Raw genomic sequence first — 15977 nt, 5'->3', positions numbered from 1 at the left:
GTTTATGGATTGGCGATGCTACCAACAGCCATGGCCATTATGATGATTCTCAACCAACAACCCTACGACGGTACGGACGTGACGTGGAACGCTCTTCGTCTTGCTCGCCAACTGCATGGAGACGGTGAAGAAGTCCGCATCTTTCTGATGAACGATTCAGTTGACCTCGCCCGAGATGGCGTCAACGTCCCCGAAGGCAACGAAGACATGGTCCAGATGCTCAAAGACCTCAATGCAGCAGGCGTCGAAGTGCGCGTCTGTGGAACCTGTCAGAACCGCTGCGGACTCTACAAAGGCCAGCCTTACTACGATGAATCGCTCAAATCCACCATGGCGGCCTGCGCTCAGTGGGTGGCTGATTCAGAGAAAGTTTTGACCTTCTGATTGTTCTATCATTCACGCTTTCGTCATGGTTTTCATCGCTTCATGACTGTTTTCAGCGACGAATGTGCTGATTGTTTCAAAGGGTAGCCATTGCGCATACCGTTTACACTATCTGCTAATTCCACTGAACCCATTAAACAGAGAATGGGAAAGCAAAGGGTTACCCCCCTTCATCAACTGTCTTCATCTTCATTCTTTTCGGCTGCAGATTGTGCTCTAGCCTTGAAATCTTGATTCGTATCCGTTTTGTCAGCGTGGGCTTGTATTCGTGATGCACTCTTCGCATCCATTCTCTGACTCCATCGCCCTGAACTGGAGGATGATTGTCTTGATGAATCGTGAGCAGGATTGTTTGGGTTCAACTGATTGGAGCGATTGTCATTTCCACTTTTGTTGGCTCTGTTGTTAGGATTCAGACTATTTGACCGTTGATCTCTTTGAGATTTAGACATCTTTGAATGCCTCCGAGAATTTCCTTTGCCACGCGATGACCCACCTTTGCCAGAACCTCTTGACACATTATTCCCTCATTCAATCTTAGTAACTCTCTACTTTCAATCTTCCCACATGTTATTGCGAGACAAGGAAATAACAGATTTTTCGACTTGCTCCGGCTTTAATTTGGATTTTATTCCACTGGCTCCCCTATTCTTAGCTATACAATATATTCCGAATCGTACCCCAAGTCCTAATTTATTGACAATTGTGAGTTCATCACGATTTGATATCTCCTCGACTTCTTGCTCCCAAGCAACCCTTAGATACTCGTTTGATTCAATTCTTTCAACCATAGAGTCCAACGCACCAATCAGTGACATTTGCTCACTAGGTTTGGGTGTATGTAGAGAAACCTCCTCGCCGAGAAGAGACCACCAGCGCGCCAAATCACCAGGGATTTTAACATCATCAGGAAGCCATAATTCCATACTCCCTCTTGTTTGAAGGGCTAATCTTGGATGATCAATCATGAGTCCCAATTCTCCTGCATCGCCTCGTTCAGATTCCGTGTCTCCAAAGGATAATGTGTTATCTGAAGTAATCATCAAACGGGTATCATCGACTATGAACATCTTAGCGTGCGTCTCCATTGGTTCAAACGAACTTCTTGGTAACAACTTCCATGCAGATGAAAGAAGGTAGTCCGGTTTCCCATTTTTCATAATCATCTTCTTAGTTTTTTTATCTCGCCTTACTTTGTACAATTTCTCACCATATTTTCCGGTCAAAAATTTCCCGTTTTTGTCCAACCTCGGAATTTTTACAGGTTTTGCAAGGGATTGTAATTGTTGTAGTTGCTTTTTCGCTTCCTGCCTCCCCCTCTTATCTACTTCATCGAAGGGTTTCGAATTAGGAGCATGACGACCCCACCAAATGTGAACTGATGCCTTGGATTTCGATGCACGTTGGCCGATTCTCCGGATGGTTGCTTTATCCAAACCGTTGCTTCTCAAACCATCACTCGCCATCACGATTCGCTTGTCAAATCGCTCTATACAATCCGCCATGAAAGGACGGTGTTCTAGAGTACGGATCAATGACCATGTTGGTCTTTCAGCAATATCCCTCAACATTCGTTCCAATTTCGTATAAGCATACCAATCTTCACCTGATTTGATGTCGTTTTTTATCTCTGCAATTTGCTTTTCAACTACGTTCATTAGGGAAAATTTGGGGCGTTTGATCTTTCCTAAATCAGAAAACATCTTGTCAGTATCTGTTACCAATTGGGTTGCTATCCACTCTTCTTCATTGGAAACTTCAAGCATTGATTTCGTACAACGAATATCCTTGATCAACAAACCAGATTCGAGAACCCCCGACTCCAATGAACCACTGAACAAATTGCAAGAACAGATGAATGCATTTCCAGTGTCAGATATGACCAATTTCGTATGACTCGATTTTGGAGACACCCCTCCTTTCAGTTTGAATCGCTTGTCTTTGGCGAGTGTGGCAATATATTGTTCAGTATTTTGGATGTCTTCAGGCGATCGGCCACGATCCGGCTCACCGAATGAAAGGAGAATATCTGGTTGAACTCCTTCTGATGCCTCTGCCAGTAGTTCAGCTACATCATCTGAGAATCGTGGATTGCTGAATGATGTCACAATGAATACCTGTTTCTTAGCTGAGCGAATGACTTCCTGCGTAGCATCCCACATGTCTTGGCGGAATCCAACAACCTGTTTGACCCAATCAAGCCTTGGGCGCTCATCTTGTTTTATTTGGTCAAGGATTGTATCGAGTATTTCCAATGTCTTCTCCTGAACGACTTCGGGCCTATCCGCGAATTTTGATGTCGCCTTTTTGAATTCATGTAGTGCCTGAATTTCAGGAGAATACGGCCATTCGTATTCAGCTTCTGTCACTTCGGGCTCATTCATTTCAAATCCGGGTTCTTTATCGATATAATCGCCAATCAGTGGCTTGAAAGGCCCTCTTTCATACACCCAAAATTTTCGCCCTGTTCGATCCTCTTTCTGTGTAATCTTTGTCCTCAAGAATAAGATTTCACTACTTGATTTCAAACTCTCAAGACGCACATGCCCCAGAATGTTTTTTCTATCTATTTTCGATTCACTAGCCAACCATCCTAAGAACGGTTTGGCCAAATCCTTGACTTCACCTTCCGATTTATTCACATCTAATTTTGGAATCGGTGCTAATTGATGAATGGAGCCTGTGACATCATCATCAAGGCTGAGGCTCTTTTCCCCCATGGTCCAGTATTTTCCTTTCCACAAATCCCTCATCACAGGCGTAGAGTACTCACTAATCTTGGAAATTGATGAAGAGGAACGGGAGAGCGCATCCAATCGATGGACAGATTGTGATTGTGATTCAATCTTCTTGATTGATTTCATGCCATCCATGAGTGGTTTTAGCGGGTCATCTTCCTCCACTCTGAAGATGATGTGCAGAATCTCAATTGGAATCTCAATAATGATACTAGCTCCACTCAATTTTTCATCCCCTAGATTATTTTCCCATGATTGCGAACCGATTCGAGGAATCGAGATAATTGCCCCTCATCCTCTGCCCAATCAGTATTCTCGATATGATCGATGGATGAAATTACAACAAGACCCTCTCGGGCACGAGACAGAGCCACATTGATTCGACGAGGGTCACGGAAGAAACCCCACCTTCGGGATGATCCTGTACGCTTGTTGCTACGTACAAGACTGAGGAGAATGAAATCAGCTTCCTTTCCTTGAAAACCGTCCACTGTTCTGACATTGTCGTGATGTTTCTTCGGGAGGTTGCTGCGTATTTCTGCAACTTGTCCCTTGTATGGAGTGATGGCGATGGCGTCACATCCACTGTTGAGCAGATCCTCAAGATGCTTGGCGGCAAACTTGGCTTCGACCTTGTTGCAATACGATTTGCCGCGAAAACTCTCTGTACCATTTGGAATATCTGCAAAGAGAAGCCTCTCAACATGTTCTCCAAAGACGCCGGGGAGTTGTTCATCCTCAACACTGTTTACCTTCTCTAGAGAGAATGGCTTCCCATAGAATATCTCGCCAACCGAATCGGATAGTGATTGGAACATTCGCCATTGGCTGGAGAGTACATCTCCGTTGGTAATACTGTGGATTACTTGGAATGGTTGGAGCCATGCTTCAATTTGACCAGAAATGTTTGTTGGAATGAATTCTTTACGTTTCGCAAATCGTGTTGAAAGCCCTACTAATTCGCGTTCTATACTATCTCTGAATTTTCTGTTTCTCCAATTGCTCAAACCATCATCGATACAATCTTCAATCGCTTTCTGTATTTCACGCAATTCAAATGGGGGGAGTTGAAGATGATCACCAATTATCAGAGTATTCATCGAAATTGACACGGGCCCAATCAACTCAGAAGGGTAAGATTTCCCGGCTTCTTCTATGATGGTGAAATCGAATGTCTCTCCAGACTGTTGTAAATTCTCCATCGTACGGTCCAAGGTAGTCGTGCAAACAACGGAGGCGGTTCGAGTAGCCAAGTCCTCAACCCAAGTAGCCAATTTCCCAATTTCTCGCATCTTCTTTTCGGGAATCGAAATATCTCTGAGGATTCGATTGGTGATGGCTTCGGGCAAAACATCTGAGCTGATGTCGCGTTCCACATCAGATTCATTATGATTAATTCTAACCACGTCAAAAGAGTCGTCCAATTCTTCACGAATACGGTTCGATAGATGATCAAGAGCCAGGTGTTCCTTTGAACTTACCAAAATCCTAGCGCAGGGGTTATCCTTGAGAATGTCCTTAACGATTTGACAAGCAGTCCACGTTTTACCTGTTCCTGGCGGTCCTTGAAGGGCCATGATGTTGCGTTTTTGCGCCAATCTCCATTCATCTGAATTTCTCGTATTGACTTGTAAGCGAACTAGATTACGAATGGATTCTTTTCTTACGCCTGATCTGATAAGCTTCTCCTTCCTCATCATCAATGCTTTCTGCGGAACACTCGCCATTTTCAGATACCCTGAGTCTGATAGTTTGGCGTTCTTCTGAGAAGACTTAATCGTTAGAAGGAACGGATCTTTTTCGTGGATATGTTCCAACTTCCAGATATCACCGTCTTTCCATTCAAATACGCGCTCGGATGAATTCAAAGCGACATCCATTTCTCTATTACGCACTGCAGATTCCCACAAATCATGTGCATTGGCATTTCCATCACGCCGTTCGATTCGAATAGTGGCAATCCCCTTCTTGATATCGTGTTCCTCTAATTCATATTTGTAGCAGGAATTTTCAGCATGACGAAATTCCGCTGCAAGTGTTCCGACAAAATTACGGATAGTATCATCATAACGATCCGCATTCCAGATCTTCGTTTTCCCTTGCCAACAAAGCGCTCTTTCAATCCAAGGATTCACAAGATTAGAATCTGGGTATGGGGAAATTTGAATTGGAATTTCAATACCATGTGCATCAGAATCAGGCTTTTTTGAAGGCATCCAAAAGCCATGCGCGTTGGCTGTAATTCTAAATTTATCACGATTATATTCAATCCACATAGAATGATTTTCTTCATCGAGATTTACAATCAATTTTCCATTTCCTTGTATATTGTTGTCTTTGCGAAATACCAAACCGTCAATTCGTGATAGGATAGCCTCAATAGATTTACACCCAGAGAATGACCTAGCTTGATTTGGTAGACAAAATTTTGCTGCAATCTTTGCAATAGATAACACATCAGTCCGCTCGATTGAGTCTTCTTGTATATCACTCAAATCGGGAACCAGAATAAAACGGGTGCCGCTGTATTTCATTTGTTCGAAACTGTAGTTGAATTGAGAGTATGAAACTCCAAATCGACCTGAAATTCCAACCTTTTCCAATCTCAATAGATCTATCAGAAATGTTGCTAATTCAGTTGGTTGAAATCCGCCGACCTGTGGATTAACTTTGAAAAACTCCTCAGTCAAAATATGGTTGTGGCTGTGATCTAGTAGAATGGTATATTCCTTATCGTTTGGAAAGTGATCCACAACTCTAGCGATTGGATAACTGTCATTCCAAAGTCCCCAGCACGTCCTCGCTCTTATCGCGCACATGTGGTGGAGTGCGGACAAACTGATACCGCGCGGAATGACCCTTTTCTTGGATCCGAATAGTGTGACTTCGAATGACATAATAATCTAATTTTAAGACTTTTCAAACGTTAGGGTAGTGTTTTTAAAATTCAATAATCGAGATGGGCGTTTCCTCTTTGTACTTCAATAATGCTTCACCCTTCTTAAACAATTCACTTGCGCCAGAACAGTGATTATCCCACTGTTTTATGTGGTTTGACTCAGAGGGTAGCCATTCCGCCAATCGGCATGGCCTCAAGCGGGGTGAGCGTGTCGCCACGGAGACTTGGACCGGTAACAAAGGTTGCAAAAATACCCTTGTCGGCCAAGTTGTGAGAGAGAGCAAACCATGTTCGGCCATGAGCGTCAACTCGTATGTCCAAGAAATCGCCGAGTCCACCGCATCGGTTGTAGCCGCAGTCCGGTTCGGTGTCAATCGGGTCGTCATCCAGGTTCAACTGGACGGTGGTTAAGAGCGGTGTTTCGTTGAAAGCATCCGTTGCGTACGTCAAGTAAGCATTCCATGACTCGTCGTTACCGTTTGCTTCGCCGACGTAACCAAACGCCACGGTTCCCGGGTCCCCTGCAACAACAACAGGGAATCCTGTTCCTGAGAGGTTGATGGGTGGAGCGATCATTGAAGCATTTGACCACGTGTCGCCTTGGTCGATGGAGTAGGACCAGTATGGCATGTTGTCAAGCCCCATCCACATGGCGTGGACGTTGCCTTCTGAGTCAACTTCGACCTGTGCTTCTTCAGCATTCCATGTATCAGCCGTTCCGGTTTCCGATGTCGGCAATTGATGTTCGCTCCAACTGATGCCTGCGTTCGTGGTTCGGAAGATGGAATATCCTTCTCCATCGCATCCTTTGTTGCCTCGGTAGAAGTTTCCGTCAACGCTTCCAACCAAGTGGGCGGAAAGTCCGCCTGATGAGCACGTTACGGGTGCGCCAGAGGTTTCAGGGCCCCATGTTGCTCCTCCGTCTTGACTGGACGAGCAAAGCGGGTGAGGCGCATTTCCATTGATGCAAAACATGTAGGTCGTAGGATGGAGGAGTGCAGGCATGTTGCTGCTTGCAATGGTTTGGTGGTCTTGAACGGAGTAAGCTTGCGTTGCGACACTTGGTCCGGTCCAACTGTCGCCGTCGTTATCCGACCATTCCACGGTCATCCCAAGAAGAACGTGCATGTCGAATTTCATGATTCGGCCGGTCCACGGGTCGACGTAGATGTAGGGGTCGTTGGAATTCACAACGGGAATGAGCGGATTGTAGACGTTCTCGCACGTGTAATCCAGAGAGTCCAGCATACCGATGAGGTCGCATGAAACGACGGCGGTTGAACCACCGGGCCCGTTGCCGTATGAACTCATGACCATGGTGTCGGTTTGAGTGATTCCCATGGTTGGTTCAAAGGTTGACATTCCAATTCCATAATAGGTTCCCGAGGCAGGATGCGGGACGTTACGATCCTCAAAGACGATCTCATCATTTCCCCACGCATCCACGCCACCGGGTAGATGATACCAGGTGAGAGGTTCCTTCTCAAAATCCCATACGATTGTTGGGGCGGTCTCTTCTTCAGTCTCGTCAACTCCAAAGCATCCTGAAAGAGAGCAGGTAGCCATCAAAAGGGCAAGCATCACTGCGGATGGAGTTTTCATTATTCCTCCGAGGAATCGGCCTCATTAAAGGGTTCTACTCCAAACCAATGGTCACTGTAAGGATCGGTCCTTGAAAGATACCCAAACGTGCCTTTGAGTGCGGTTGAACTGAACTGACGTTTCACTCTTCTTCGCTTGAAGCGTCCCCGGAAAGGGCCTTCTTCAATTCACTTAGGTCAATTCGGTGGTCTTCGTTCTCATCAAAAGCCTTGATGATTTGAGACACTTGTCCAGGGGAAAGAAGGTCGCCTACAACGGAGCGGATTCCTTTATGCAATTCAGGCCCGTTGATTGTACCGTCGCCGTCTGCATCAATTTCCTCAAAGAAGGATTCAATGGACATCTCTTTGTCACTGATGGCTTGGTTAAGATTGTTCAATGCTTCTTCAATGGTCCAGTCTTCGCTGCTCATGGCCTCGCTAAGAGCGGTGCAACAAAAACAGTTCCCCTGAAACGGTTCTATTTTATTGTACATTTTTCCGTGCACATTCTTAACTAATGTCTCCTCGCATGAGCATGCAGTCACGGACATTCATCACCTCGTTCTTTGTTCTCCTCTTCTTTGGGAGCGCCATTTTGCCGTTGACTCATGAATCCACTGGTCCGCTCACGCTTGAGGTTGATTCCAGCCGTCATCATGTGGACAGCGTTTCTTCATCCACGTTTACCTACGGGCTTACCGAAGAATCAAAGCAAGTTGGAGATTCCGTACAGGTCTACATTCCCCTCGAGGCAGGCTATTCGATGACTTCAGGTTCAGTCAACGTAAGCTTAGAAGGGAGTGAAGTGAGTTCAACACAAACCTATTCGGTTTCAAACGGTGGATTGAACGGTACCATGAACGGAACCGATTCAGACGGTTCAGCCATTGCATTGCAGACGGCAACATCCGGTCCACCTCAGGCCGGTAACAATTCCTCATTTTTACTCAACGGCATCAGTTTGAGCGGTGTTCACGCCTATGATACATTGGAACTTGCTTGTGGGTTCACTTCCTGCGGTTCAATCGCAGCAACCGGTGATTTGACCCTCTACGTCAACACCTTGATCGTCGGTCAAGGCACGTTCATTGAAGCAGACGACCTTGTTGGTGCTGGAACCGGTGCAGGGACGAGCACAACGACTCAACAGAACGGCAGAAACGACGGTGGCGGCGGTGCAGGACACGGTTCAACCGGTGGCTCAGGCGGTGGCACAAACGGCGGTTCCGGTGGCTCAAGTTACGGAAATGGAACCGAGCGTGGAAGCCAGGGTGGCGGCGTTTCAAGCAGTTATCACCCTGCAGTTTACGGTGGCCAAGGCGGTGGATACATCAAAATTTACGCTGACACCATCATCGTCAACGGTTCAATTGAGGCAGACGGTGGAAACGGAGATGCCGGCGGTCAAGCCTCGAGTGGAACCGGTGCAGGTGGTTCCGGTGGCGGCGGCGGCTCCGGTGGTTCTATTTTCATCCAAACGAATTCCTTGACGTTGGGTTCAAACGGTGTCATCAGTTCAAACGGAGGTAATGGCGGAGACGGTGCTGACGGTGCTCAAAACGGCATTGGCTTCGGCATGTATGACGGCGGCGACGGTGGCGGAGGCGGCGGAGGCGGTCGAATTTCAGTCAGCACACAATCGGGCGGTTATTCCAATTCTGGAACGGTCGCTTCAACCGCAGGTTCCGGTGGCGCTAAGGGCTTGAAGTACGGTACTGGGATCGACGGGTATGACGGCACTTCCGGGACAAACGGTATAGTCACAACCTCAACATGGGGAGGCTATCTTGCAACAGGTAACGTCACCCGCAACAACGGAACCTTCGTGTCCCAGCCCATTGAGACTCAACCTTCGCATGCATCAACTGCGTACTTGGCTCATACCGTATCGGTGCCTGTGAATTCATCACTTATTGCCCACTATCGCTGGACCATGGGGGGAGACGATACGTCTTGGGACCATTGGAGCGATTGGAGCGAACTGCCGCTGACGGGGACATGGATTCCTCGACATCACTGGATTCAGGTCAAGTATGCATTCAATCGGACATCATCTGCTTCACCAACACTGAGTGCCATTGCTCTCCAAACTTCTGAATGGACCACTTTGGAGGATGCTGCCTTTGATTACGATGGGATTTCAACTTCAATCGATTACCAAAATACCCCGATTGGGTTTACGGATGCCTTGGTCAATACAAGTTCAACGCAATCTCATGGTTTCACCTTTGACCTGCCCTTGAACGCAACCTTGCTCGACGATGCTCGGGTGTGGATGGGCTGGACTTCTGTCGGGCCCCCAGACCACCCGCCCGCCAATTTCAATGAGGCCGTTATTGGCTCGACCGTTGTAAATTCATCACTCCTTAACTGGCAGGAAGAAGGCCACGACCTCAAGTTTGATGCTCAAGTGCTTCAAACGTTGATCGATTCAGCAACACCTTGGACCAACAATGATGGAATGCAATGGGTCACGCTCAACGTCAGTATCTCCATGTTGGGCGATACAACGATGACGTTCGGTGACCTTTGGATGCCGTGGTCAATTTCAAGCACGGTTCAATTGGATTCCCAAGTGAACAGCATGATTCTGTCCGAATGCACGTCCTTCTACGGGTCAACCGACGGATTATGCCTGGGAACCGATGGATCCCATCCGTTCACCTTTACAGGCTCAACACTACCAGTTGGAGCACCAGCGTTTTCGTACACGATCGACGCACCTGCATTTGATTGGGAGGACAGTTTTGCCCCTGAAATAGATTTTATTCAACATCGAAAGGGCATTGAGCCAACACCAGATGTTCGCGTGGGTGAGGGTTACAGTCTCGTTCTTTTTGATCTCATGAATGAGCCCGATTTGACGGTTCAAATGTTGGGTCATGACTGGCAGGAGTCCGATGGATTCGCAAATGCAACCTCAATGGCGTATTATTCAGCCTTGCAGGGGTATTATCTGATGATGTCAACCGAGGGGCTGAACGCTGATTCAACCCAGCAACTTAACCTCACCTTCCGTGTCCTTGACAGCAATCTCAACGAACGAACCCCACGCCCAACCTACACGCTCACCGTTTACCCCAGCGAACCCGAAGTCGGTTCGTTGAGCATCTCAGGAACCAGCCATGTTACCGGGGAATTCGATGCGGCTACATGGGATGTTGACGGGGCAATGTTTGAGTTTGGTGCAACCGATATCAATCAACGGTCTTCTCTTGATGTGAACCTTCATCTCACCCATCAACTTCTTGGAACCGTGGATTTGGAAATGAACTGGTCGCAACAGAATATGGAGTACGTCGCACTCTGGCAGCCGAGTCGGGACCATCTTGGCCAGTGGAGCCTCGAAGTTGACATGCGTGAGGTTGACGGCCTTTTAGGAATGGATTCTGACGGGCTCAGTGCGGGCCAAGACGCCATGCTGCTTTTGGTTGACAATCAGGGCCCTGTTCTCTCAACGGTTGATTATGCGATTGAACTCGAACGAGGTACGCCTCAATTTGTCAACCTGTCTTGGGGCGGCCAAGAAGGCGAAACAAGTTCGGGAAGCATCTCAATCGTACAAGACGGTAGTGTTTTGGATTTCAAGAACATTCTCCCTACGCTCGTCAATTCATCGAGTCTCATGTTTGAAACCGATGATCTTGAACCCGGTCAATACTCAATCGTCATTCAACTTGAAGACGATGCGGGCAATCAAGCGGTCCATGACGGAAACGCCTCATATTCCTTTGAGGTGCTCCCTCCTTGGGTTGATGGAGACGTTGCGGTGAATTATCACAACGAGACAGCGATTCAAATCGTTGGAAACATCGTATGGAGAACCGGCTCGGGGCAGTTGACTTTGGTGGATTCGAGCGGGTCATTGAGTGAACAATTGACAACGTTTGATGGTCCCTTTGAAGTGTTGATTCCACTGGAGGGTTCGCTTCAGCCAGCCATGTCATTCACTCTTGCTGCCTGTGACCTTAACCAGAGCGAGATTTGCTTCAACCAAGCATTTGATGTCAATTTTACGACTTCATTTGTTGTTGATGTTGATTCCATTTGCACGGTTACAAATCTTGAATTGAAATCAAGTGATTCAGCTGAGGCTGTTTCGTGTGAGGTATTCAACGACGGCTTTGTTCCCGCCACGGTGAAATTTGTGACGCCTATGAATGCTTCATTAGCAAGCGAATCAACCGTGCTCATGCCGGGTGAATCGAAGAACATGGTCTTGACGCTTCAGAACGGTACTGATGACCTCAACCGTTCAGTTGAATGGTCCTTGACAGCGGAGAACACGGTCAACGGACCAAAACTGATCGATACAGGCCAGGTCCAAACGAACCGTACGCTCCCTTCAAACGCTGTTGAACCGACCGCCGAAGACCCTTCGGACGACGCCTCAAGTTCAAATTCCTTCTTGCCTTCAGTCATTGGATTACTTGTGCTCTTTGCGGCGGTAAGTGGCTTGTTCTATAGGTTTTCCAAGAAAGGTGAAACCGACGATTTTGTTGATTCCGTAACGGAAGAACTCCTTCCTGAGTCCTTTGAAACAACACCGGTGGATGAAGAATATACTGAGCCGGAAGTTCAGCCACAATCAGACCAAGCCATGCAATCATCACCGAGTCCAGACCAAGTGGCTACTTCCGTAGACGGGAGTGGGTATGAATGGTTTACTTCAGGAGAACATCACTGGTATCGAAGCGAAGGTTCAACCGATGAATGGTTCCCCTTTGAGGGATGAGTTCACATTCCTGCGGTACCTTCTTGTTTGGTACAGAAATACAACATCATGGACGAACAGGCTACCGAGGTTCCTGAGGTTCCTAAAGCGCCAACTTTGCCCCCTGTGGGTGGCTGGCCAAGAGCGATTCTTTTCCGGATCTTCGCACTGTTAATCGCTGGAGGTGCAGTTTACAACAACCAAGATGGCCTTGGAGCAATCATCGTTTTGTTTGTACTGGTTGTTCCGTTTGAACGTTTTTTTCCTCGTCACGACCATCAAAACTTCCGCCGTCCAAATCTAAATCTAGACCTGGGTTATGCCCTTGCTTCACCTTTCTTACAAGCAGTGGGCCTCGTTGCAGCAGTTTTTGTCGGTGTGTTGAGTTTTACATGGATTCCCGGATTGATTCTACGGCCCTACGTTCAGTCCATACCCGACCCCTATTTGCTTCTTGTTGGAGTCGCCATGTTTGACGTTGCTTCCTATTGGACGCATCGGTGGTACCATGAAGTTCCCCAGCTGTGGAAGTTCCACGCCATACACCATTCACCGGAACATATGGATTGGGCCAGTGGCTTTCGAGCCCACCCTTTTGACGGCACCCTGATTGCACCGGCATTCTTTTTCCTGATCGCCGCCGGTTTTAGCCCTGAATTCTCGGGGTTGGTTGCAGTCGTCCAAATTGTGTTGGGGTTGTTCCTGCATGCGAACGTAAGAATTTGGTTGAAGCCTCTCTCTAAAATCATCATGACACCTGAGTTTCATCACTGGCATCACGCCAATGAACCGGAAGCCATTTGGTGCAATTATTCGACCTTCCTCCCTCTTTGGGACCTTGTATTTGGTACCTATTACATGCCCAAAGATAAGCGACCTTCGGTGTACGGAGTCGACGAATACGTGCCGATGACCATGGCTGAACAGTTGCGTTATCCTTTGGTGGGAATGGGGAATCCATTGCGATGGTTACGTCATCCATTTCGTTCCCTCAAGATGATGTTCAAAGGGATTTGGCTGATCTTGCGGATGATGAAGCGATCAGCATTTCGACCACGAGGTGAGGAATTTGAGCGGGCAGTGTTGCGATTGAATAACCCCAAAGCCCTCGTGGATGAACCCACATCTCTTTGAGCCGTGACCTCCAGCAAGGAATGAGCCATATGTCCTTCCGAGTTTGTATTAATTGTCACGGAATCAGAGTTTATCCCTACATGGGTTTCATGGTTGGCCAAAGGTTTCAATGTCAAGACTGCCAAGAGTTGATGGTTATTCCTTTGGAATTTGAGAACCGTGAAGACTATCAAGAATATTTGGAAGGGATGGCGCCCAATCACCCCAACCTCGTATCGGCCAAATCGGACGGCGATGACGGCGGCGATGACGATGACGACGACGACGACGGTGACGAGGATTGAGAACCTTCACGCCATTGCAGTTTGCTGGGGATGGTTCGATTTACGTTGAGGACACACAAACGGTCAAAAGGTACCTTTGTCACGCATCGGCATGACCCCTGTGGATATTGCGAACCCCAGTGAAGAACATACCATGTTGCGAGAGATGGTCCGCGATTGGACCAAGGAATACGTTGAGCCCCAAGCTCTGGAGCACGACAAGAACGAGCGATTCAATCTCCCACTGATGCGTTCGATGGGCGACTTGGGATTGCTCGGAATCAGCGCTCCAGAAGAATACGGTGGGTCTGGTTTGGATGCGGTGGCTTGCACCATTGTCCATGAAGAATTGTCGGCTTCGGACCCTGGGTTTACACTTGCTTACTTAGCTCATTCAATGCTCTTTACAAACAATCTTGCCCACAACGGTAACGATGAGCAAAAAGCAAGGATCTTGCCGAAAGTTTGCTCTGGTGAATGGATTGGCGCAATGGCGATGTCGGAACCTGACGCAGGCACTGATGTTCTAGGACTCGGAACCTCTGCTGTTCAACGAGAAGACGGTTCATGGCTCCTCAATGGACGCAAAATGTGGATCACCAACGGTTGCATCGACGAAGACGGAACTCCCGCTGACGTTGTTTGGGTATATGCTCGAACGGGTACAGACGAAAAAGGACGGGTTCAACTGTCCACCTTCCTCGTTGAAGCAGGTATGGCCGGTTACAGTGTAGGGCAGAAAATCTACGATAAAACTGGAATGCGTGCCTCCAACACTGCTGAATTGGTATTTGATGACTGCATTATCCCTGCTGCAAATTTGGTTGGAGAGGTCGGGGAATCCCTCATCCACATGATGGGGAATCTCGAAATCGAGCGGTTGACCCTTGCGGCCATGGCCCTTGGAATCGCTCGCCGCTCCATGGAGGAGATGAACCGCTACGCTACGGACCGTATCGCCTTCGGGTCAAAGATACGAGATTTTGGACAAGTTCAGCGTCACATCGGCGAAGGCTGGGCCAAATACCGAGCCATGCGTGCTTACATCTACGACACAGCCAACAATCTTGACATCGGAACTGCAGGCCAACGGCTTGATTCAGACGGTGTCAAACTCTTCGCATCAACTGCGGCAAAGGAAATTGCTGATTCAGCCATTCAAGTCATGGGCGGATACGGCTATGTTGGTGAATACAATGTGGAACGTCTCTGGAGGGATGCTAAACTCTTGGAGATCGGTGGAGGGACACTTGAATCCCACCATAAGAACATCACACGGGACCTTCTCAAAGACGGCGATGCCATCATTCGATGAGTTCAATGGTTTCGTTAGGACTCAGCAATCTTTGGGCATTTCTCCATGCACTGGCAACCAACCCGGATGATACAAGCAATGCAACCGCGATTGCAGTCCCCCATGTCCATACATTGGACATGGTCGATATTGTATTGTCTGTAAGCAATAATGACATGGAGGTTGTGATGCCCACAGCAATGCCAGTTTGAAGTAACATTGGCGTTGATACACGTAAGAAGGGAGCCGACTTACCCAGTTGGAAGAGAACAAATATGACCCAAGATCCGGCACCGATTCCCCAGACAGGGATCTCAGCAGGATAATTCTCAAACAGCATGATTGAATTGGAGGCGATGTATCGGTCAAGTCCAGTGAGTAGGACAACCCATACCAACGATGCACCTAACAAGCTCAGAACCGATGTCATGATCTTCGATGTAGGCTGATGTCCTTCTCCTGTTGTCTCAGTGATTGAAGGTTGGTTTTGTTTCGGGTATTGGTCCAGTGCTAGAGCCTTGTAGGTCGTTTCTAACTGGTCAATTCTCGTTGAAAGCGAGTGCATATGGTCAACCAATTCCACCAATACATCATGCTCTTCGCTCATAATTGCCATTCTCTCACCCTCAAATTCGGGTAATGTGATCATTTCTGGTGCGATTTCAATGAATCCATCTTCACGAAGTTCAGATTTAGTATCCTCCAACTTTTGAGCCTTTTTTTGCTCTTTTCGTTCTTTTTTTGCTTCCACTGCTTGTGACATGGCTTCGCCAGTTTTGGTCACTGCATCACGGCTTGCGCCGGCTACTTTTTCGGCTGCGTCCTTCGTTGCAGCGGCTGCTTTATTTGACAAATCTGCAATTTTTTTCCCAGTAGCACTCAGACGAGAAGCGAGGGTCTTTGGTGGTTGGCGAGGAGATAACAGGTCTTCGGTCACGTTATCGCCTAAGCGGGTTGTTCTTGTCAAA

At 47.6% G+C, this 15977-nt stretch carries 11 protein-coding genes; 5 read left to right on the top strand and 6 right to left on the bottom strand.

Annotated elements, in window-relative coordinates; all coding sequences use genetic code 11:
- The coding region (locus AAA857_RS07875) for a DsrE family protein (RefSeq protein WP_338174406.1) at positions 1-384 on the top strand (384 nt) is incomplete at its 5' end.
- Between the two features lie 173 nt (positions 385-557).
- Here the strand turns inward: AAA857_RS07875 and AAA857_RS07870 are convergent.
- The 5 genes from AAA857_RS07870 to AAA857_RS07850 form a co-directional block, all read right to left on the bottom strand.
- Positions 558-836, bottom strand: coding sequence for a hypothetical protein (locus AAA857_RS07870; protein ID WP_338174405.1), 279 nt, complete (start codon positions 834-836; stop codon positions 558-560).
- Positions 837-938: 102 nt separating this feature from the next.
- Positions 939-3347, bottom strand: a complete 2409-nt coding sequence (locus AAA857_RS07865) for a hypothetical protein (RefSeq protein ID WP_338174404.1) — start codon at positions 3345-3347, stop codon at positions 939-941.
- A gap of 11 nt (positions 3348-3358) precedes the next feature.
- Positions 3359-5875, bottom strand: coding sequence for an AAA domain-containing protein (locus AAA857_RS07860; protein WP_338174403.1), 2517 nt, complete (start codon positions 5873-5875; stop codon positions 3359-3361).
- Positions 5876-6180: 305 nt separating this feature from the next.
- Positions 6181-7623 carry a sialidase family protein gene (locus AAA857_RS07855; protein ID WP_338174402.1) on the bottom strand — a complete coding sequence of 481 codons (1443 nt, stop codon included), beginning with the start codon at positions 7621-7623 and terminating at the stop codon, positions 6181-6183.
- A gap of 121 nt (positions 7624-7744) precedes the next feature.
- Positions 7745-8035, bottom strand: a complete 291-nt coding sequence (locus AAA857_RS07850) for an EF-hand domain-containing protein (RefSeq protein WP_338174401.1) — start codon at positions 8033-8035, stop codon at positions 7745-7747.
- Between the two features lie 104 nt (positions 8036-8139).
- Here AAA857_RS07850 and AAA857_RS07845 point away from each other — a divergent pair, with 104 nt between their 5' ends.
- The 4 genes from AAA857_RS07845 (at position 8140) to AAA857_RS07830 (ending at position 15030) form a co-directional block, all read left to right on the top strand.
- Positions 8140-12339 (top strand): hypothetical protein, encoded by a 4200-nt coding sequence (locus AAA857_RS07845; RefSeq protein WP_338174400.1) that lies wholly within the window; start codon positions 8140-8142, stop codon positions 12337-12339.
- A 48-nt stretch (positions 12340-12387) separates the two neighbouring features.
- Positions 12388-13452, top strand: a complete 1065-nt coding sequence (locus AAA857_RS07840) for a sterol desaturase family protein (RefSeq protein WP_338174399.1) — start codon at positions 12388-12390, stop codon at positions 13450-13452.
- A gap of 131 nt (positions 13453-13583) precedes the next feature.
- Complete coding sequence (locus tag AAA857_RS07835; RefSeq protein ID WP_338174398.1) at positions 13584-13736, top strand: hypothetical protein; 153 nt, start codon at positions 13584-13586, stop codon at positions 13734-13736.
- A gap of 91 nt (positions 13737-13827) precedes the next feature.
- Positions 13828-15030, top strand: coding sequence for an acyl-CoA dehydrogenase family protein (locus AAA857_RS07830; RefSeq protein WP_338174397.1), 1203 nt, complete (start codon positions 13828-13830; stop codon positions 15028-15030).
- Here the strand turns inward: AAA857_RS07830 and AAA857_RS07825 are convergent.
- Positions 15020-15976 carry a hypothetical protein gene (locus tag AAA857_RS07825; protein WP_338174396.1) on the bottom strand — a complete coding sequence of 319 codons (957 nt, stop codon included), beginning with the start codon at positions 15974-15976 and terminating at the stop codon, positions 15020-15022. The two genes, AAA857_RS07830 and AAA857_RS07825, sit on opposite strands and share 11 nt — an antisense overlap.
- Between the last annotated feature and the right edge of the window lies 1 nt (position 15977).

It is taken from the genome of Candidatus Poseidonia alphae (assembly GCF_943787815.1).
In the GTDB taxonomy this organism is placed as follows: Archaea; Thermoplasmatota; Poseidoniia; order Poseidoniales; family Poseidoniaceae; genus Poseidonia; species Poseidonia alphae.
Note: the sequence above shows the minus strand (reverse complement) of the source record. Positions and strands in the feature narration are given on the sequence as shown.